Raw genomic sequence first — 14,879 nt, forward strand, 5'->3', positions numbered from 1 at the left:
ATTTCGTCAAGGGTTCTTAGGGGCGTGGGAGGCCGCCCCAGGGCCCCGGAGGTCCGCGGCCTGGGGGCTCCGGGCCCGCAGGCCGGCGGCTCCGGGACCGAGGGCCCATGGCCCGAGCACGCTCGGCTGGTCGGGCGTCCGCGTACGTGGATCTATACCGGCCAGGAGTTGTCGGGGTCGTCCAGCCAGGCCTGGTGACCCTCGGAGGTGACCGTGAGGCCGAACCGTGTGACTTCCGGGGTGCCTTGGGTGAGCCACCAGCGGTAGGCCGTTTCCACCTCATTCCAGAGTCGGCGCGGGCCCGACTGCCAGACCGTGGCCTCCACCCGGCCATCCCGGAACATCACACATGCCCATGACCGGTCGGTCAGCCCGTAGAACCACACGGGGCGTGCCCCGTCCCTCTTCTCTGCGACCACCTGCGCACAATGCCGGACGCGTAGCCCCAGCACGAACGGCACCGTCGTGTACTGCCCGGTGACGAACTCCGCCTCCGTCACGTCCGTGGCGGACTTGTCGGCCCTCTCCGTGGCGTCCTCGCCGACATACTCGGCGTGGTGCGGGCCGGACAGCCTCTGTGTGCGCATCTTCATGAACTCGACATGCCCGGTGAAGTGCCCGGTGGCTCGCCCGCTCGTGACCGTCAGGCGCGCCACGGCGTCACCGTTGCCGAAGCCGGTCCCCCACGGGGCCACGATCAGCCCGCCGCGCCGTGTCTGCTCGATCCACACGGACGGGACCTTCCGCAGTCCCACAGTGGCGAGGATGCGGTCGTACGGGCCGCCGGCCCCGTGCCCCGCGTAGCCGTCGCCGACCACCACCTCCGGGTGGAGCCCCGCCTTGGACAACCGTTCCCGGGCACGGGCCGACACCACCGGGTCCACCTCGATCGTGGCCACCTGGTTCCGCCCGCAGCGGTGCGTCAGCACGCCGGCCGTCTCGCCGGTGCCCGTACCGACGTCGAGGACCCGCATGCCCTCGTCGGCCGCGAGGTCGCCGAGCAGGGAGTAGACGACCGACGGCATCGACGAGGAGCTGGTCGACAGGTTGCCCGGGGCGCGGCCGGTGTGGGCGCCGTCGTCCCACTGCGTCACGATCGGGCTGTTGCGGTCGGCCGCCGCGTACCAGGCATCCGGGTCTTCCGCCTTGTCGACGGCAACGCTCGTGTGGCGTTCGGTGTCGTACGGCCACATGAGATCCGGCAGGAACAATGCCCGGTCCACGGCCTCGAACGTCGGAACCCAGTCCGGGGCGAGCGCGCCGGATCGCAGGAGCGCGCGCCCCAGCTCCTTTCGGCCGGGGCGCGTCGCCTGTACGTCGGTGCCCATCGATCAGCCCTTGGGCGGGTTGGGGACACCCGGGCCACCGTCGGGGGTGGGCGGCTGGTGCGGGCCGGGGTACGGCGAGCCGGGCAGCTTGTCGCCGCCGTCGGCCGAAGTGGTCAGGTTGTGCATGTCCTTCTCCCATCGTTGAGACATGTGCATTCACCCGCCCGTCACCGTCACACAGCGGCCGGGAGGTCTTGCCCGCCCCCGCCGGGTTCGACGAGTTCCGGCGGGAGCGGAATCCAGGGGGACAGGCGCAGAGCTGCAGACGAGCCTCACGACGGGCAGTCGTCGAGCGCCGGACGGTCGACGGGCGGCCCCGCACCACCGGAACGGGCCCCGACACCACCGAACCGCCACCGTCCGGCACCGGCGTCACCACCGCCCGCTGCATCCGCGTCGTCCTGATGGGCGAGCACCTTCTCGACCGCGTCCGCCAGCACCGGCAACGCGGCCCTTAGGGCCTCGCGGATCACTTCCGCGTCTCGCTCGCCGAGGATGTACGCCAGTCCGGCATCGAGCGCCGCGCGCTCCTCCGCCGTCGGCTGCCACACCGGCTTCACATCCCCTCCCGCATCCGCTGCCGCATGCGATTGCTCGTGTTCGCCGCGACCAGGCCCTCGCGCATCGCGTCCGACTGGGCGGCCGGTGCCAGCTCCGTGGCGGGAGACGACCACTCCTTGCCGCCGTTGAGCGGCCGGAGGTACACCAGGCCGGCCCACTCGCCCATCACGCGGCCGACGCGGCCTTGTACGTCCTTGGCGACGTCGCCCTCCTGCCAGTGGCGGGGCTGCTCACGCGATACCTCAGCGCCGGTCATCGGCGAGCCTCCTGCGCAGCGCCGCCTCGACGTCCCGCAGCGTGTCCGCCGTCGGCCGGCGGTTCAACCGCGGCGGGCGGGCGGCCTCCTCCGGCATCCCGCACACCATGGCCGCCGACGAGGTCCAGTCGTCCGGCTTCAGCCGGTGAAACTCGCCGCGCGCTATGGCCGCGTCCAGCTCGGTGCCGGGCACACGCTGGGGAAGCTCTGCTGCCATGCCGTTTCACCTGTCCTTCCGACGCCGGACGTTGCACGCACTACGCAACCGGACGGACACGCACAGCGGTACCGTGTGGCGAGTGGGGAAAGTAGAAGGAGTGGAAAGTTCGCCGACGACAGGGGTACACGGCCATGGGTGACCGGGCTCCGAACACGGGCCTCGCCGGACTGCTGAGCGCCGCGAACTGGACGCAAACCCAGCTAGCCGCGCAGGTTAATCGCATTGGTGGCGAGGTTGGTCAGTCCGTGGGGTGCACCAAGTTCAACGTGAACAAGTGGGTACGCGGAACGATCCCGCGTAAGAACATCCGTCCGCTCATCGTCGAAGCCTTCGCCCGGAAGTTGGGTCGTCCCGTCACCCATGAAGAGGCAGGCTTCCCCCCGCTGGTGGCCGATTCGGAAGTCCCGACTTTCGGTTCGGGGGACACTGTGGAGGGACTTGTCTCTACCGGGAGGGCAGACATGGACCCTGAGCGGCGCAAGTTCCTCGCCACCAGCCTGTACTCAGCAGCGTTACCGGTCCCGGCGTTCCGGGAGCTGGTCGACCGCGAGAAGTCGAACGCGGCTGGTCGCACCACACGTATCGGTGCCGGTGAAGTATCCACAGTGCGCACCATGACGGATCGCATCGCCGAAATCCTCGATGAGCTGGGTGGAGCGCACGCCCGCCCCATGGCCGCCGCGTTCCTCGTCAACACCGTGGCCCCGTACCTCCGCGCCGAAGCGCCAGACCCCGTGAAACGCGGCATGCTCGCCGCTGCCTCCGATCTCGTCTACCTCACCGGGTGGATGGCCATGTACGAGCGCGATCACGGACTAGGGCAGCGGTACTACGTCCGCGCCCTCGAACTTGCGGGGGCAGCAAACGATCACATCACGTACTGCCGGACGCTGCGCGGCATGGCCCTGCAAGCGGCCAGTCTGAAGCACGCGCGCAAGGCGCTGGAACTCGCCGACAGCGCCGCGGAGGCGGCGCCGAAGGCCGGCCCGCGTCTTCACGCCTTCCTCGCTGGTCAGCAGGCACATGGAGCCGCGCTTGTCGGAGACCGCCGCCAGGCGTTCGCCCGCCTTCGCGAAACCGAGGCCGCACTCTCCAAGGCGGACAACCGACGTGATGCGATCGGCGGATACGACCTGGCGGCGTACTTCTTCCACGTGTCGAGCGTCACCTACGCCCTGGGGGACGTTGCCGCGTCCGTAAAGGCCATGCAGGACAGCAACCGCGTACGCCCGCCTGTTGAGCGGCAAGGCCGCGCGCACGCGAACGGCCTACTCGCTCAGCGGCAACTCGAAATGGGGCACCTCGAAGCAGCTTGCGCCACGTGGGCCAAGTTCCTTGATGACTACGAGAAGCTGTCATCGTCACGGGCAGACGAGCATTTCGAGATCATGGGGCGTCGGCTGCGCGGCTACCAGACGCACCGGGCGGCGCGGGAGCTCCGGGAGCGCGCAGCCGAACTCGCTCGCCGCAAGGCCGCAGCGTAAACAACGGCGCCCTTGGCGGGGTTTACCCCGGCGGGGGCGCCGCGTTTCCACCGGCCGAGAGCTGTTTACCGGGCACGGCGCGACGGGGTGCGCGAGCGGGGCGCACTGTGCGGCGGCGCGCTCCACGCGGGACTGCGGCCGGCGGCTACCGGCTTTCGGCGCTCCCGCTGATCAGCCGCCCGCCCACGGCGTACCGCCCGCCCACGGCGTACCGCCCGCCCACGGCGTACCGCCCACCGCCCTGATTCCGCTTCAGCCGCGCAGGTGCGAGGCGCCGTTGAGGTCCAGGATCGTGCCGGAGGACCACTCGGCCTCCGGCGAGGCCAGCCACAGCACCGCCGCCGCGATCTCCTCCGCCGTGCCCACCCGGCCGAAGGGGCTCTGCGCCCGGATCGCCTCCCCCTCCGGGCCCGTCAGCCGGTCCGCGACGCGCTCGGTGGCGAAGAAGCCGGGCGCGACGGAGGCGACCGCGATGCCGTACGGCGCCAGGGAGACCGCCAGCGACTGGCCCAGGGCGTGGACGGCGGCCTTCGTGGCGCCGTAGGCGGGGTGGTCCGGTTCGCCGCGGAAGGCGCCGCGGGAGCCGATGTTCACGATGCGCCCGCCCGCGCCCTGGTCGATCATGCGGCGCGCGGCGAGGTGGCTCAGGTGCGCCGTGGCCAGGAGGTTGACCGAGACGTGCTGCTGCCAGAGCGCCACCCACGCGTCGTACGGCGTCTCGGCCAGGGGGTGCCGGATGTTGACCGCCGCGTTGTTGACGAGCACGTCCAGGCCGCCGAGCGCGGACGCGGAGGCGTCCGCGACGCGGGCGGCCTGCGCCGGGTCGGAGAGGTCGCCGGGGGCGAGGACGTGACCCGTGCCCGGCAGGGACTCCAGGGTGCGCCGCGCCTCCTCGCCGCGCGAGGAGTAGTGGACCGCGACCCGGTCACCGTTGGCCGCGAACACCCGGGCGACGGCGCGGCCGAGGCCCCGTGAGGCGCCGCTGACCAGGACGCGGCGGCCGGTGGCGGGGAACGCCCCCGGGGGAGGCGTACGGCCAGCGGCGCCGTCCGCCGGGGAAGCCGGGGGAGCCGGGTCAGCGGGGGGTGTCACAGTGCCTGCGCCGCCGGCTTCACCATGCCGCGGACCGTGCGCGACTTCACGAACTCGCCCATCGCGGTCATCTCCCACTCACCGGAGAACTGCTTGATGAGCTTCGCCATCATCACGCCGGTCTGCGGCTCGGCCGTGGTGAGGTCGAAGCGCACCAGCTCCTCGCCGGTGGCCGCGTCCATGAGCCGGCAGTAGGCCTTGGCGACCTCGGTGAACTTCTGCCCGGAGAAGGAGTTGACGGTGAAGACCAGGCCCGTCGCGTCGGCCGGCAGCCGGCCCAGGTCGACCGTGATCACCTCGTCGTCGCCGGCGCCCTCGCCCGTGAGGTTGTCGCCGGAGTGCTTGACGGCGCCGCCCAGGATGGACAGCTTGCCGAAGTAGCAGCTGTCCAGGTGGTTGCGCTGGGGGCCGTAGGCGATGACGGAGGCGTCGAGGTCGATGTCCTTGCCGCGGTACGCGGGCTCCCAGCCGAGGCCCATCTTGACCTGGGACAGCAGTGGGCGGCCGCCCTTGACGAGGGAGACGGTCTGGTTCTTCTGGAGGCTGACGCGGCCCTTGTCGAGGTTGATCTTCCCGGTGGAAGGGGGCGCGGCCGGTACGGGAGGCGCGGCGGGGGCCGGGGCCGGGGTCACGGGCGCCGCGGCCACCGGGGCCGGAGCGGGGGCCGGAGCGGGGGCCGGGGTCGGGGTCGGTGCGGCGGCCGGCTCCTCGTCCACGGACACGCCGAAGTCCGTCGCGATGCCCGCCAGCCCGTTGGCGTACCCCTGGCCGACCGCGCGCGCCTTCCAGGCGCCGCCCCGGCGGTAGACCTCCACCACGACCAGGGCCGTCTCGGAGCCCAGCCGGGGCGGGGTGAAGGTGGCGAGGACGGCGCCGCCGTCGGCGTCGCGGATGGTCGCGGTCGGTTCGATGCCCTGGAACGTCTGGCCCGCCGCGTCCGGGCTCGCGGTGACGACGATCTTCTCGATGCCCGGCGGCACGGCGGCGGTGTCCACGATCACCGCGTCGGGGGCGGTGCCGCCGCCGGACCGGTAGGTGACACCGGCGCCGGAGGGCTGGTTGTAGAAGATGAAGTCGTCGTCGGAGCGCACCTTGCCTTCGGCGGTGAGCAGCAGGCCCGATACGTCGAGCCGCACGGGCGCGGAGACGTCCACCGCCACCCGGGTGGCGGTGAGGGGGATGTTCGAGCCGGGGGTCATAGCTGTCATGCCTGACGTAACGAGCGGGACCGCTTTGCCGTTCCCTTACCTTCGCCCCCTTGGGCCACTCCGGTTACGGGACGACGCTGCCGGGCCGGTCACGGGTCAGTGCGGCCACTGCGGCGGGTTCGTGGTGAAGTGGCCGCCCAGGACCCGGTGCTCCGGGTTGGCGTCGTCCAGCTCGCCGTGCTCGGCGACGAGCTTCGGGGCGTACTGCTCCGAGTCGTCCTGCGGGTCGTAGCCGAGCGCCCGCGCCGAGGACAGGTCCCACCACAGGCGGGTGTTGGCCGACGATCCGTACACCACGGTGTGGTGGACGTCCTCGGCGGTGAGCGCCGTGTGGAAGAGGCGGGCTCCGTCGCCCGGGCTCAGCCAGACGGACAGCATCCGCACGGAGGTGGGCTCCATGTAGCAGGAGCCGATCCGTACGGAGACGGTTTCGATGCCGTGCAGGTCCCAGTAGAGCTGGGCCAGGTCCTCGCCGAAGCACTTGGACAGTCCGTAGAAGGTGTCGGGGCGGTGCGGGGTGTCGACCGGGATCAGGGGGTCCGACCCGTGCGGGCGCGGGGTGAAGCCGACGGCGTGGTTGCTGGAGGCGAAGACGATCCGCCGTACGCCCTCCTCCCGGGCCGCCTCGTAGAGGTGGTACGTGCCCTCGATGTTGGCGCGCAGGATCTTCTCGAAGGGCGCCTCCAGGGAGATGCCCGCCAGGTGGACGATCGCGTCCACGCCCCGGACCGCCTCGCGCAGGGCGTCCTGGTCGGCCAGGTCGGCGGTGATGGCGTCCGGCTCGCCGTCGATGGGCGTCACGTCGAGGAGGCGGAGGTCGTAGCCGTACGCGGGCAGCAGCCCCCGCATCAGGGTGCCGACGCCGCCGGCGGCGCCGGTGAGCAGGACGGTGCGGGGAGCGGGCATGGGCGGATCTCCTCGGTAGGGCCGACGGCTCGACTAGTACAGCTCACGCGGGTGGGGCTCGACTGCGTACGTCTCAAGCGCGCACGGCTCAACTGCGTAGACGTCATTCACAAGCATGGACACGCTAGGGAGCGGGCGCGAACAGCGTCAAGTGAGGCGGGTACCCGCCCAACTCGCTGCCATGGCCGCGGTTTTCCGTCGAGTGGCACCTTGACCGGCCCAAGAGGCCTGCCATAGCGTGGCCGCGTTCAGAAATATAAACATCGGTCAGAATCGTGCACGCAGGTGTGCGATGGCTGTTCAGGGAGAGCCCGTGACCTCTGCCCCGTCCCCTGGTCGAGCACCGCTCGCCGACCGGTTCGACGGCCTGCTGTTCTTCCCCGTCACCGCGTACGGACCGGACGGCGCGCTCGACCTCGACGCCTTCCGCGCGCACGTACGCGGCGGCGTCGAGGCGGGCGCCGCCGCCGTCTTCGCCTGCTGCGGCACGGGGGAGTTCCACGCCCTCGCACCGGAGGAGTTCCGCGCCTGCGTCGCCGCCGCCGTGGAGGAGGCCGCCGGACGGGTGCCGGTCGTCGCGGGCACCGGATACGGCACCGCCCTCGCCGTCCGGTACGCGCGCCTCGCCGAGGAGGCGGGCGCGGACGGGCTGCTCGCCATGCCGCCGTACCTGGTCGTGGCCGACCAGGCGGGCCTGCTGCGCCACTACGCCGCGCTGGCCGCGGAGACATCCCTCGACGTCATCGTCTACCAGCGCGACAACGCCGTCCTCACCCCGGCCACGGCCGTCGCGCTCGCCCGCGTCGACGGCGTCATCGGCCTCAAGGACGGGTACGGCGACCTCGACCTGATGCAGCGCGTCGTCAGCGCCGTCCGCGCCGAAGGGCTCGACCTGCTCTACTTCAACGGCCTGCCCACCGCGGAACTGACCGCGCCCGCCTACCGGGGCATCGGCGTCACCCTCTACTCGTCCGCCGTCTTCTGCTTCGCACCCGACCTCGCCCTCGCCTTCCACCGGGCGCTCCGCGACGGCGACGACGCGACCGCGGACCGCCTCATCGACGGCTTCTACCGGCCGCTGGTCGAACTGCGCGCCCAGGGGCGCGGGTACGCCGTCTCCCTCGTCAAGGCGGGGGTACGCCTCGGCGGCCTGGACGTCGGCGGGGTCCGCCCGCCGCTCAGCGAGCCCGCCCCCGCCCACGTCGAGGAGCTCGCCCGGCTCGTCGAGCGCGGACGCGCCCTGCTCGCGGCGGGCCCCGGAGGCGAGCGGTGAGGGCCTCCGCCTTCCTCTACCCCTGGGACGTCATCGGCGACCCGGACGCCGCCGGGCGCATCGCCGGCCTCGGCGTCCGGCAGGTCACGCTCGCCTCCGCGTACCACTCCACCCGCGCCCTGACCCCGCTCCACCCCCGCCACCGCGTCGTCACCGCCGAGTACGCCGCCGTCCTCTACCCGCCGGACCCCGGCCGCTGGGCGCGCCACCCGCTGCGCCCGTACGCGGCCGGGGCGTGGGCCCCCGGCGACGCGTACGGCGAGGCCGCCGAGGCGCTGGCGGACGCCGGGCTCGACGTGCACAGCTGGGTCGTCCTCGCGCACAGCTCCCGCCTCGGCGCCGAACACCCGGACACCTCGGTGGTCAACGCGTACGGCGACCGCTACCCCTGGGCGCCCTGCGTCGCCCGGCCCGAGGTGCGGGCGTACCTCGTCGAGCTCGCCGCCGAAGCTGCGGTACGCCCCGGGGCGCGCGGCACCGAACTGGAGTCGTGCGGCTGGTACGGCATGGCCCACCTGCACGCCCACGACAAGACCGGCGGCGTCGCCCTCGGGGACGCCGCGCAGTACCTGATGTCGCTGTGCTTCTGCGGCACCTGCCGGGACGGGTACGCGGGCGAGGGCCTGGACCCGGACGAGCTCGGCGCCGCCGTGCGCCGCGCCCTGGAGCCGGTGTGGGCGGGGAGCGGGACCGGCGGGGCCGGGTGGCCGGCGGTCGGGAGGCTGCTCGGCGCCGGGTTCGCCGCAGCCACCCTCGCCTGGCGCACCCGTGTCGCCCGCGCCCTCCAGGAGGCGTGCGTCGCGGCGGTCCGGGCGGCCGCTCCGCCGGGCTTCCGGGTGCTGCTGCACGCCGACCCGGCCCCGTACCGCTGTGGCGCCAACGCGGGCGCGGACCCGGCGCACGTCCTGTCCGTCGCGGACGGCGTCGTCCTGCCCTGCACGGGCGGCGGCGCGGAGACGGTGCTCCCGCCGTTCGCCGCGCACGCCCGCGGGGACACCGTCCTGGCCGCCAACCTCACGGTGGTCTCCGGCATGGGCGGCTCCCCGGCCACCCTCGCGGCCGACGCCCGCCGCGCCCGCACCCTCGGCGCCACCGAACTGCGCCTCTACCACGCCGGCCTGGCCTCGCCCCGCGACCTCTCGGCGGTGGCGGAGGCGCTGCGGGACCTGCGCTGACGCGCAGAGACCAACGCCCTTACGGGCGCCCCGCGTTCGGGCCCGGCCGATCCGGCCGGGCCTTTTCCGGCGGAAGCGTTGACGTAGCCATGCCACCGCCCTACCTTCAACCCGTCGTCCTTCGTACGTCATATATGAGACGCGATACGCGAGATATGAGAGCAGCCGCCCGTATGGCCTTCGCCGCCCCCACCCCGATACCCTCCCGCACCCAGTACGTCCTCGAAGCGATCAAGCACGCGATCCTCACCGGGCGGCTGGCCCCCGGCAAAGCGCTGGTGGAGACCGAACTGGCCGCCCAGTACGGGGTGTCCAAGACGCCGGTGCGCGAGGCGCTGAAGACGCTCGCCGGGACCGGGCTCGTCGTCATGAGCCAGTACAAGGGCGCCACCGTCCGCACCGTGGACGCCGCGATGGCGCGCGAGGTGTACGACGTACGGCTCCTCCTGGAGCCCGAGGCGCTGCGGCGCACCGTCGAGCGGAAGGCGTCCCTGGAAGTCGCCGGCCAGGCGCTGGTCGACGCGGACAACGCCGCCGACCAGGCCGAACGGTCCCTCGCCAACCGCGAGTTCCACCGCGCCCTGTACGCGCACTGCGGCAACCCGCTGCTGGCACGGATGCTCGACGAGGTGCGCGACCAGGCCGCCCTCGTGTCGACCGTCGCCTGGAGCGCCGAGCCGTCCTGGCGGCGCGAGGCCGACGAGCACCGGCGGATCCTGGACCTCGCGGCCGCCGGGGACGCCGAGGGTGCCGCGCGGGCGCTGCACCAGCACATCGCCTCGTTCGTCGAGCGCGCCTTCCCCCGCCCGTGAGCACTCCGCAGACAGCAGACAAGGACAGCCGCATGGACCACGCATCACCGAGGGCGGCGCTCGCGGACGTCGTCGCGATCCCCGTGACACCCTTCGGACCCGACGGAGGCGTCGACCGGGACGCGTACCGCGCCCTGCTGGGCCGGCTCCTCGACGGCGGCGTACGGGCCGTGACCCCGGGCGGCAACACCGGGGAGTTCTACGCGCTCACCCCCGACGAGCGGCGCCTCGTCACCGAACTGACCGTGACGTACGCGGGCGACCGCGCCGCCGTCCTCGCCGGTGTCGGGCACGACCTGCCCACCGCCGTCGCGGCCGCCCGGCACGCCCGCGACGCCGGCGCCGGCATGGTGATGGTGCACCAGCCCGTCCACCCGTACGTCTCGCGGGACGGGTGGATCGACTACCACCGCGAGATCGCCGACGCCGTCCCCGAGCTCGGCGTCGTGCCGTACGTCCGCAACCCCCTCCTCGACGGCGCCGCCCTCGCCCGCCTCGGCGAGCTGTGCCCGAACGTCATCGGCGTCAAGTACGCCGTCCCCGACGCCGCCCGCTTCGGCGCCGTCGCCCGCGACGCCGGGCTGGAGCGGTTCGTGTGGATCGCGGGCCTCGCCGAGCTGTACGCGCCCGCCTACTGGGCCATGGGCGCCACCGGCTTCACCTCCGGGCTCGTCAACGTCGCCCCGGCCGTCTCCCTCGCCCTGCGCGACGCGCTACGCGACGGCGACCGGGCGGCCGCCGCCGCTGTGTGGGAGCGGATCCGCCCCTTCGAGGAGCTGCGCGCCGCCGACCAGTCCGCCGACAACGTCACCGTCGTCAAGGAAGCCCTCGACGTCCTCGGGCTGTGCCGCCGCGACGTGCGCCCGCCGAGCCGCCCGCTGCCCGAGGCCCGCCGCGCCGAGGTCGCCGAGATCGTCAAGGGGTGGGAGATATGAACCAGAGGGATATGAATCCGGAAGAGCTCCGCAGCCACCGGTGGTACGGCAGCGGCATCTCGGCGGGTCTCCGCTCCTTCAGCCACCGCGCCCGCACCCGCCAGCTCGGCTACCTCCCCGAGGAGCACCTCGGCAAGCCGGTCATCGCGATCCTCAACACCTGGTCCGACATCAACCCCTGCCACGTCCACCTGCGCGACCGCGCGCAGGCCGTGAAGCGGGGGGTGTGGCAGGCCGGGGGCTTCCCGCTCGAGTTCCCGGTCTCCACGCTCTCCGAGACCTTCCAGAAGCCCACCCCCATGCTCTACCGCAACCTCCTCGCCATGGAGACGGAGGAGCTGCTGCGCTCCTACCCCGTCGACGGGGCCGTGCTGATGGGCGGCTGCGACAAGTCGACGCCCGCGCTGCTCATGGGCGCCGCCTCCGCCGACCTGCCCACCGTCTTCGTACCGGCCGGGCCGATGCTGCCGGGCCACTGGCGCGGCGAGGTCCTCGGCTCCGGCACGGACATGTGGAGGTACTGGGACGAGAAGCGCGCCGGGCTCATCGGCGACTGCGAACTGGCCGAGCTCGAAAGCGGCCTGGCCCGCTCGCCCGGCCACTGCATGACCATGGGCACCGCCTCCACCCTGACGGCCGCCGCCGAGGCGCTCGGCGTGACGATGCCCGGAGCCTCCTCCATCCCGGCCGTCGACTCCGGACACGACCGGATGGCCGCCGCCGCCGGGATGCGGATCGTCGAGCTCGTCCGCCGGGACCTGCGGCTGTCGCGGATCCTGACCCCGGAGGCGTACGAGGACGCCGTGACGACCGTCCTCGGGCTCGGCGGCTCCACCAACGCCGTCATCCACCTCATCGCCATGGCGGGCCGCTCCGGGGTCGGACTCACCCTCGACGACTTCGACCGCATCGCCCGCACCGTGCCCGTCCTGGCCAACCTCCGCCCCGGCGGGCGCCACCTCATGGAGGACTTCCACTTCGCCGGCGGACTGCCCGGCTTCCTCTCCCGTATCACCGACCTGCTCCACCTGGACCGGCCCACCGTCGCCCATGACACACTGCGCGCACAGCTCGACGGCGCGCTCGTCCACGACGACGACGTCATCCGGCCCCGCGGCAACCCGCTCGCGCCCGAGGGCGGGGTGGCCGTCCTGCGCGGCAACCTCTGCCCCGACGGCGCCGTGATCAAGCACATCGCCGCCGAGCCGCATTTGCTCAAGCACACCGGCCCCGCCGTCGTCTTCGACGACTACCGGACCATGCAGCGCACCATCAACGACCCGTCGCTCTCCCTCACCCCCGAGCACGTGCTGGTGCTCCGCAACGCCGGCCCCAAGGGCGGCCCCGGCATGCCCGAGTACGGCATGCTCCCGATCCCGGACTACCTGCTCAAGCAGGGGGTGCGGGACATGGTGCGGATCTCCGACGCCCGGATGAGCGGCACCAGTTACGGCGCCTGCGTGCTGCACGTCGCGCCCGAGTCGTACGTCGGCGGGCCGCTCGCCCTCGTCCGCACCGGCGACCTCATCACCCTCGACGTCGAGGCGCGCGCCCTCCACCTGGACGTGGACGACGAGGAGCTGGCGCGCCGCAGGGCCGCCTGGACGCCGCCGCCGGTCCGGTACGAGCGCGGCTACGGCGCCCTGTACAGCGAGCACATCACCCAGGCCGACACCGGCTGCGACTTCGCGTTCCTGGCCAGGAGCGGCGAGGTCCCGGACCCCTACGCGGGCTGAACCGCCGCTCCGGATCCACCACTTCACGTGTCCGGGATACCGAACGGCATCCGGAAAGCGCTTCCCCACGTCCGATGAACGGAGACACGCCATGGCCCACGCCACGGCCGCACCACGCCGGTTGCCGTACCTGCTGATCGCACCCGCCGCCCTGCTGATGACCGGCTTCATCGCCTACCCGGTGCTCAGCGTCTTCCACTACAGCCTCCAGCACTACAACGTCACCAAGCCCTGGAAGAACGGCTTCGCCGGGCTCGACAACTTCACGCGGATCTTCACCGAGGACCCGCTCTTCTGGTCCACCCTCGGCTTCAGCGCCAAGTGGGTCGTCGTCCAGGTGGGCCTGCAACTCGCCCTCGGGCTCGTCCTGGCGCTGCTGGTCAACCAGACCTTCGCCGGCCGGGCGTTCGCCCGCGCGCTGGTCTTCTCCCCGTGGGCCGTCTCCGGCGTCCTCACCACCACCATCTGGATGCTGCTCTACAACCCCTCCACCGGGCTGAGCCGCTACCTCGCGGACGCCGGCATCGGCGCGTACGGCACCTCCGTGCTGTCCGACACGGGCACCGTCTTCTGGGCGGCGGTCCTCGCCGAACTCTGGCGCGGCGTCCCCTTCTTCGCCATCCTCATCCTCGCCGACCTCCAGTCCATCCCGAGGGACCTGTACGAGGCGGCCTCGGTCGACGGGGCCGGGCGGCTGCGGCAGTTCCTCCACATCACGCTGCCGCACCTGAAGGACGCGATCATCCTCTCCACGCTGCTGCGCGGTGTCTGGGAGTTCAACAACGTCGACCTGCTCTACACGCTCACCGGCGGCGGCCCGGCCGGCGTCACCACGACCCTGCCGCTGATGATCGCCAACACCGGCATCGAGGGCCACGACTTCGGTTACGCCTCCGCGCTGACCACCGTCGCGTTCGTGATCCTCCTCTTCTGCTCGATCCTCTATCTGCGCCTGAGCAAGTTCGGAGGCGACCGCTCATGACCGCCCAACTCGCCGAGAAGGGCACCCGCGTACGCGTGGCCACGCCCGAGGGCCCGCCGCCCCCGTCCCCCGCGCGCACACGGAAGCGCGAGCGCGCCTTCGACGACGTACCCCGCTGGCAGATCTACCTCCCGCTCGGGCTGTACCTGCTGTTCACGCTCGTCCCCTTCTACTGGATGCTGCTGTTCGCGGTACGGCCGGCCGGGTCCACCTCCCTCCTGCCGTGGCCGATGACCTTCGACCACTTCGAGAAGGTCTGGACCGAGCGCAGCTTCGGCGTCTTCTTCGAGAACAGCATGATCGTCGGCCTGGTGACGCTCGTGACGACCACGCTGGTGGCCCTCTCCGGCGGTTACGCGCTCGCCCGCTTCGACTTCCGCGTCAAGAACGGCTTCATGCTGGCGCTGCTGTGCTCGCAGTTCATCCCGGGCGCGCTCATGCTGGTGCCGCTCTTCGAGATCTTCCGCAACCTCCAGATGATCAACTCGCTGGGCAGCGTCATCATCGCCGAGACCGTCTTCCAGCTGCCCCTGTCGATCATCCTCATCAGCGGCTTCATCAAGAACGTGCCGGTCTCCCTGGAGGAGGCCGCCTGGGTGGACGGCTGCTCGCGCCTGCGCGCCTTCCTCGCCGTGGTCCTGCCGCTGCTGCGGCCCGGGCTCATCGCAGTCGGCTCCTTCGCCTTCGTCCACAGCTGGAACCACTTCCTCTTCGCCCTGATGTTCCTCAGCGAACAGGACAAGCAGACGATCCCGGTCGGCCTCAACACCCTCATCGGCGCCGACAGCGTGGACCTGGGCGCGCTTGCGGCGGGCGGCGTCGTCGCGGCCGTACCCGTGGTGATCGTCTTCGCCTTCATCCAGAAGTGGCTGATCACCGGCTTCAGCGCCGGCGCGGTGAAGGGCTGAGAC

16 protein-coding genes are annotated in these 14,879 nt (G+C 72.2%); 8 read left to right on the forward strand and 8 right to left on the reverse strand.

Annotation, left to right across the window (positions count from 1 at the left end):
• Positions 1-152: 152 nt before the first annotated feature.
• The 5 genes from ACZ42X_RS22865 to ACZ42X_RS22885 all read right to left on the reverse strand — a co-directional run bounded on the left by ACZ42X_RS22865 (position 153) and on the right by ACZ42X_RS22885 (position 2,362).
• Positions 153-1,328, reverse strand: coding sequence for a protein-L-isoaspartate O-methyltransferase family protein (locus tag ACZ42X_RS22865; RefSeq protein WP_468293029.1), 1,176 nt, complete (start codon positions 1,326-1,328; stop codon positions 153-155).
• 3 nt (positions 1,329-1,331) lie between these two features.
• Positions 1,332-1,478, reverse strand: a complete 147-nt coding sequence (locus ACZ42X_RS22870; protein WP_468293031.1) for a hypothetical protein — start codon at positions 1,476-1,478, stop codon at positions 1,332-1,334.
• Between the two features lie 122 nt (positions 1,479-1,600).
• On the reverse strand, positions 1,601-1,888 hold the full coding sequence (locus tag ACZ42X_RS22875) for a hypothetical protein (RefSeq protein WP_468293034.1): 288 nt from the start codon (positions 1,886-1,888) through the stop codon (positions 1,601-1,603).
• Entirely contained in the window at positions 1,885-2,145 is a 261-nt protein-coding gene (locus ACZ42X_RS22880; protein WP_468293037.1) for a hypothetical protein, read from the reverse strand. Before ACZ42X_RS22880 ends, ACZ42X_RS22875 begins: the two co-directional genes overlap by 4 nt.
• Positions 2,132-2,362, reverse strand: coding sequence for a hypothetical protein (locus ACZ42X_RS22885; protein WP_468293039.1), 231 nt, complete (start codon positions 2,360-2,362; stop codon positions 2,132-2,134). The genes ACZ42X_RS22880 and ACZ42X_RS22885 overlap by 14 nt, the downstream gene beginning before the upstream one ends.
• A 134-nt stretch (positions 2,363-2,496) precedes the next feature.
• Here ACZ42X_RS22885 and ACZ42X_RS22890 point away from each other — a divergent pair, with 134 nt between their 5' ends.
• Complete coding sequence (locus ACZ42X_RS22890) at positions 2,497-3,849, forward strand: hypothetical protein (protein ID WP_468293042.1); 1,353 nt, start codon at positions 2,497-2,499, stop codon at positions 3,847-3,849.
• Positions 3,850-4,101: 252 nt separating this feature from the next.
• Here ACZ42X_RS22890 and ACZ42X_RS22895 read toward each other — a convergent pair whose 3' ends face one another.
• From ACZ42X_RS22895 to ACZ42X_RS22905, 3 genes are all read right to left on the reverse strand, one after another.
• Positions 4,102-4,839, reverse strand: a complete 738-nt coding sequence (locus ACZ42X_RS22895; protein ID WP_468293429.1) for an SDR family NAD(P)-dependent oxidoreductase — start codon at positions 4,837-4,839, stop codon at positions 4,102-4,104.
• A gap of 98 nt (positions 4,840-4,937) precedes the next feature.
• Positions 4,938-6,140: a TerD family protein gene (locus ACZ42X_RS22900; protein WP_468293432.1), complete on the reverse strand. Its 1,203-nt coding sequence runs from the start codon at positions 6,138-6,140 to the stop codon at positions 4,938-4,940.
• A 105-nt stretch (positions 6,141-6,245) separates the two neighbouring features.
• Complete coding sequence (locus ACZ42X_RS22905; protein WP_468293045.1) at positions 6,246-7,055, reverse strand: NAD-dependent epimerase/dehydratase family protein; 810 nt, start codon at positions 7,053-7,055, stop codon at positions 6,246-6,248.
• Between the two features lie 292 nt (positions 7,056-7,347).
• Here ACZ42X_RS22905 and ACZ42X_RS22910 point away from each other — a divergent pair, with 292 nt between their 5' ends.
• From ACZ42X_RS22910 to ACZ42X_RS22940, 7 genes are all read left to right on the forward strand, one after another.
• On the forward strand, positions 7,348-8,328 hold the full coding sequence (locus ACZ42X_RS22910) for a 5-dehydro-4-deoxyglucarate dehydratase (RefSeq protein WP_468293048.1): 981 nt from the start codon (positions 7,348-7,350) through the stop codon (positions 8,326-8,328).
• A complete protein-coding gene (locus tag ACZ42X_RS22915; protein ID WP_468293051.1) occupies positions 8,325-9,503 on the forward strand; it encodes a hypothetical protein in 1,179 nt (392 codons plus the stop codon). Before ACZ42X_RS22910 ends, ACZ42X_RS22915 begins: the two co-directional genes overlap by 4 nt.
• 173 nt (positions 9,504-9,676) lie before the next feature.
• Positions 9,677-10,315: a GntR family transcriptional regulator gene (locus tag ACZ42X_RS22920; RefSeq protein WP_361414880.1), complete on the forward strand. Its 639-nt coding sequence runs from the start codon at positions 9,677-9,679 to the stop codon at positions 10,313-10,315.
• Positions 10,316-10,347: 32 nt separating this feature from the next.
• Positions 10,348-11,250, forward strand: a complete 903-nt coding sequence (locus ACZ42X_RS22925) for a dihydrodipicolinate synthase family protein (RefSeq protein ID WP_468293054.1) — start codon at positions 10,348-10,350, stop codon at positions 11,248-11,250.
• Positions 11,247-12,986, forward strand: coding sequence for an L-arabinonate dehydratase (araD, locus tag ACZ42X_RS22930; protein WP_468293057.1), 1,740 nt, complete (start codon positions 11,247-11,249; stop codon positions 12,984-12,986). Before ACZ42X_RS22925 ends, araD begins: the two co-directional genes overlap by 4 nt.
• A gap of 91 nt (positions 12,987-13,077) precedes the next feature.
• Positions 13,078-13,968 carry a carbohydrate ABC transporter permease gene (locus ACZ42X_RS22935; protein ID WP_468293060.1) on the forward strand — a complete coding sequence of 297 codons (891 nt, stop codon included), beginning with the start codon at positions 13,078-13,080 and terminating at the stop codon, positions 13,966-13,968.
• Positions 13,965-14,876, forward strand: a complete 912-nt coding sequence (locus tag ACZ42X_RS22940; protein ID WP_468293063.1) for a carbohydrate ABC transporter permease — start codon at positions 13,965-13,967, stop codon at positions 14,874-14,876. The genes ACZ42X_RS22935 and ACZ42X_RS22940 overlap by 4 nt, the downstream gene beginning before the upstream one ends.
• Positions 14,877-14,879: the final 3 nt, after the last annotated feature.

It is taken from the genome of Streptomyces sp. NPDC030862 (assembly GCF_055571835.1).

Excerpts from the sequence above, each read along its gene's own strand:
- ACZ42X_RS22890 (WP_468293042.1), top strand. The coding sequence starts at position 2,497 with ATGGGTGACCGGGCTCCGAACACGGGCCTCGCCGGACTGCTGAGCGCC.
- ACZ42X_RS22910 (WP_468293048.1), top strand. The coding sequence starts at position 7,348 with ATGGCTGTTCAGGGAGAGCCCGTGACCTCTGCCCCGTCCCCTGGTCGA.
- ACZ42X_RS22925 (WP_468293054.1), top strand. The coding sequence starts at position 10,348 with ATGGACCACGCATCACCGAGGGCGGCGCTCGCGGACGTCGTCGCGATC.
- ACZ42X_RS22900 (WP_468293432.1), bottom strand. The coding sequence starts at position 6,140 with ATGACCCCCGGCTCGAACATCCCCCTCACCGCCACCCGGGTGGCGGTG.
- ACZ42X_RS22940 (WP_468293063.1), top strand. The coding sequence starts at position 13,965 with ATGACCGCCCAACTCGCCGAGAAGGGCACCCGCGTACGCGTGGCCACG.
- ACZ42X_RS22880 (WP_468293037.1), bottom strand. The coding sequence starts at position 2,145 with ATGACCGGCGCTGAGGTATCGCGTGAGCAGCCCCGCCACTGGCAGGAG.
- ACZ42X_RS22935 (WP_468293060.1), top strand. The coding sequence starts at position 13,078 with ATGGCCCACGCCACGGCCGCACCACGCCGGTTGCCGTACCTGCTGATC.
- ACZ42X_RS22870 (WP_468293031.1), bottom strand. The coding sequence starts at position 1,478 with ATGTCTCAACGATGGGAGAAGGACATGCACAACCTGACCACTTCGGCC.
- ACZ42X_RS22885 (WP_468293039.1), bottom strand. The coding sequence starts at position 2,362 with ATGGCAGCAGAGCTTCCCCAGCGTGTGCCCGGCACCGAGCTGGACGCG.
- araD (WP_468293057.1), top strand. The coding sequence starts at position 11,247 with ATGAACCAGAGGGATATGAATCCGGAAGAGCTCCGCAGCCACCGGTGG.
- ACZ42X_RS22865 (WP_468293029.1), bottom strand. The coding sequence starts at position 1,328 with ATGGGCACCGACGTACAGGCGACGCGCCCCGGCCGAAAGGAGCTGGGG.
- ACZ42X_RS22905 (WP_468293045.1), bottom strand. The coding sequence starts at position 7,055 with ATGCCCGCTCCCCGCACCGTCCTGCTCACCGGCGCCGCCGGCGGCGTC.
- ACZ42X_RS22920 (WP_361414880.1), top strand. The coding sequence starts at position 9,677 with ATGGCCTTCGCCGCCCCCACCCCGATACCCTCCCGCACCCAGTACGTC.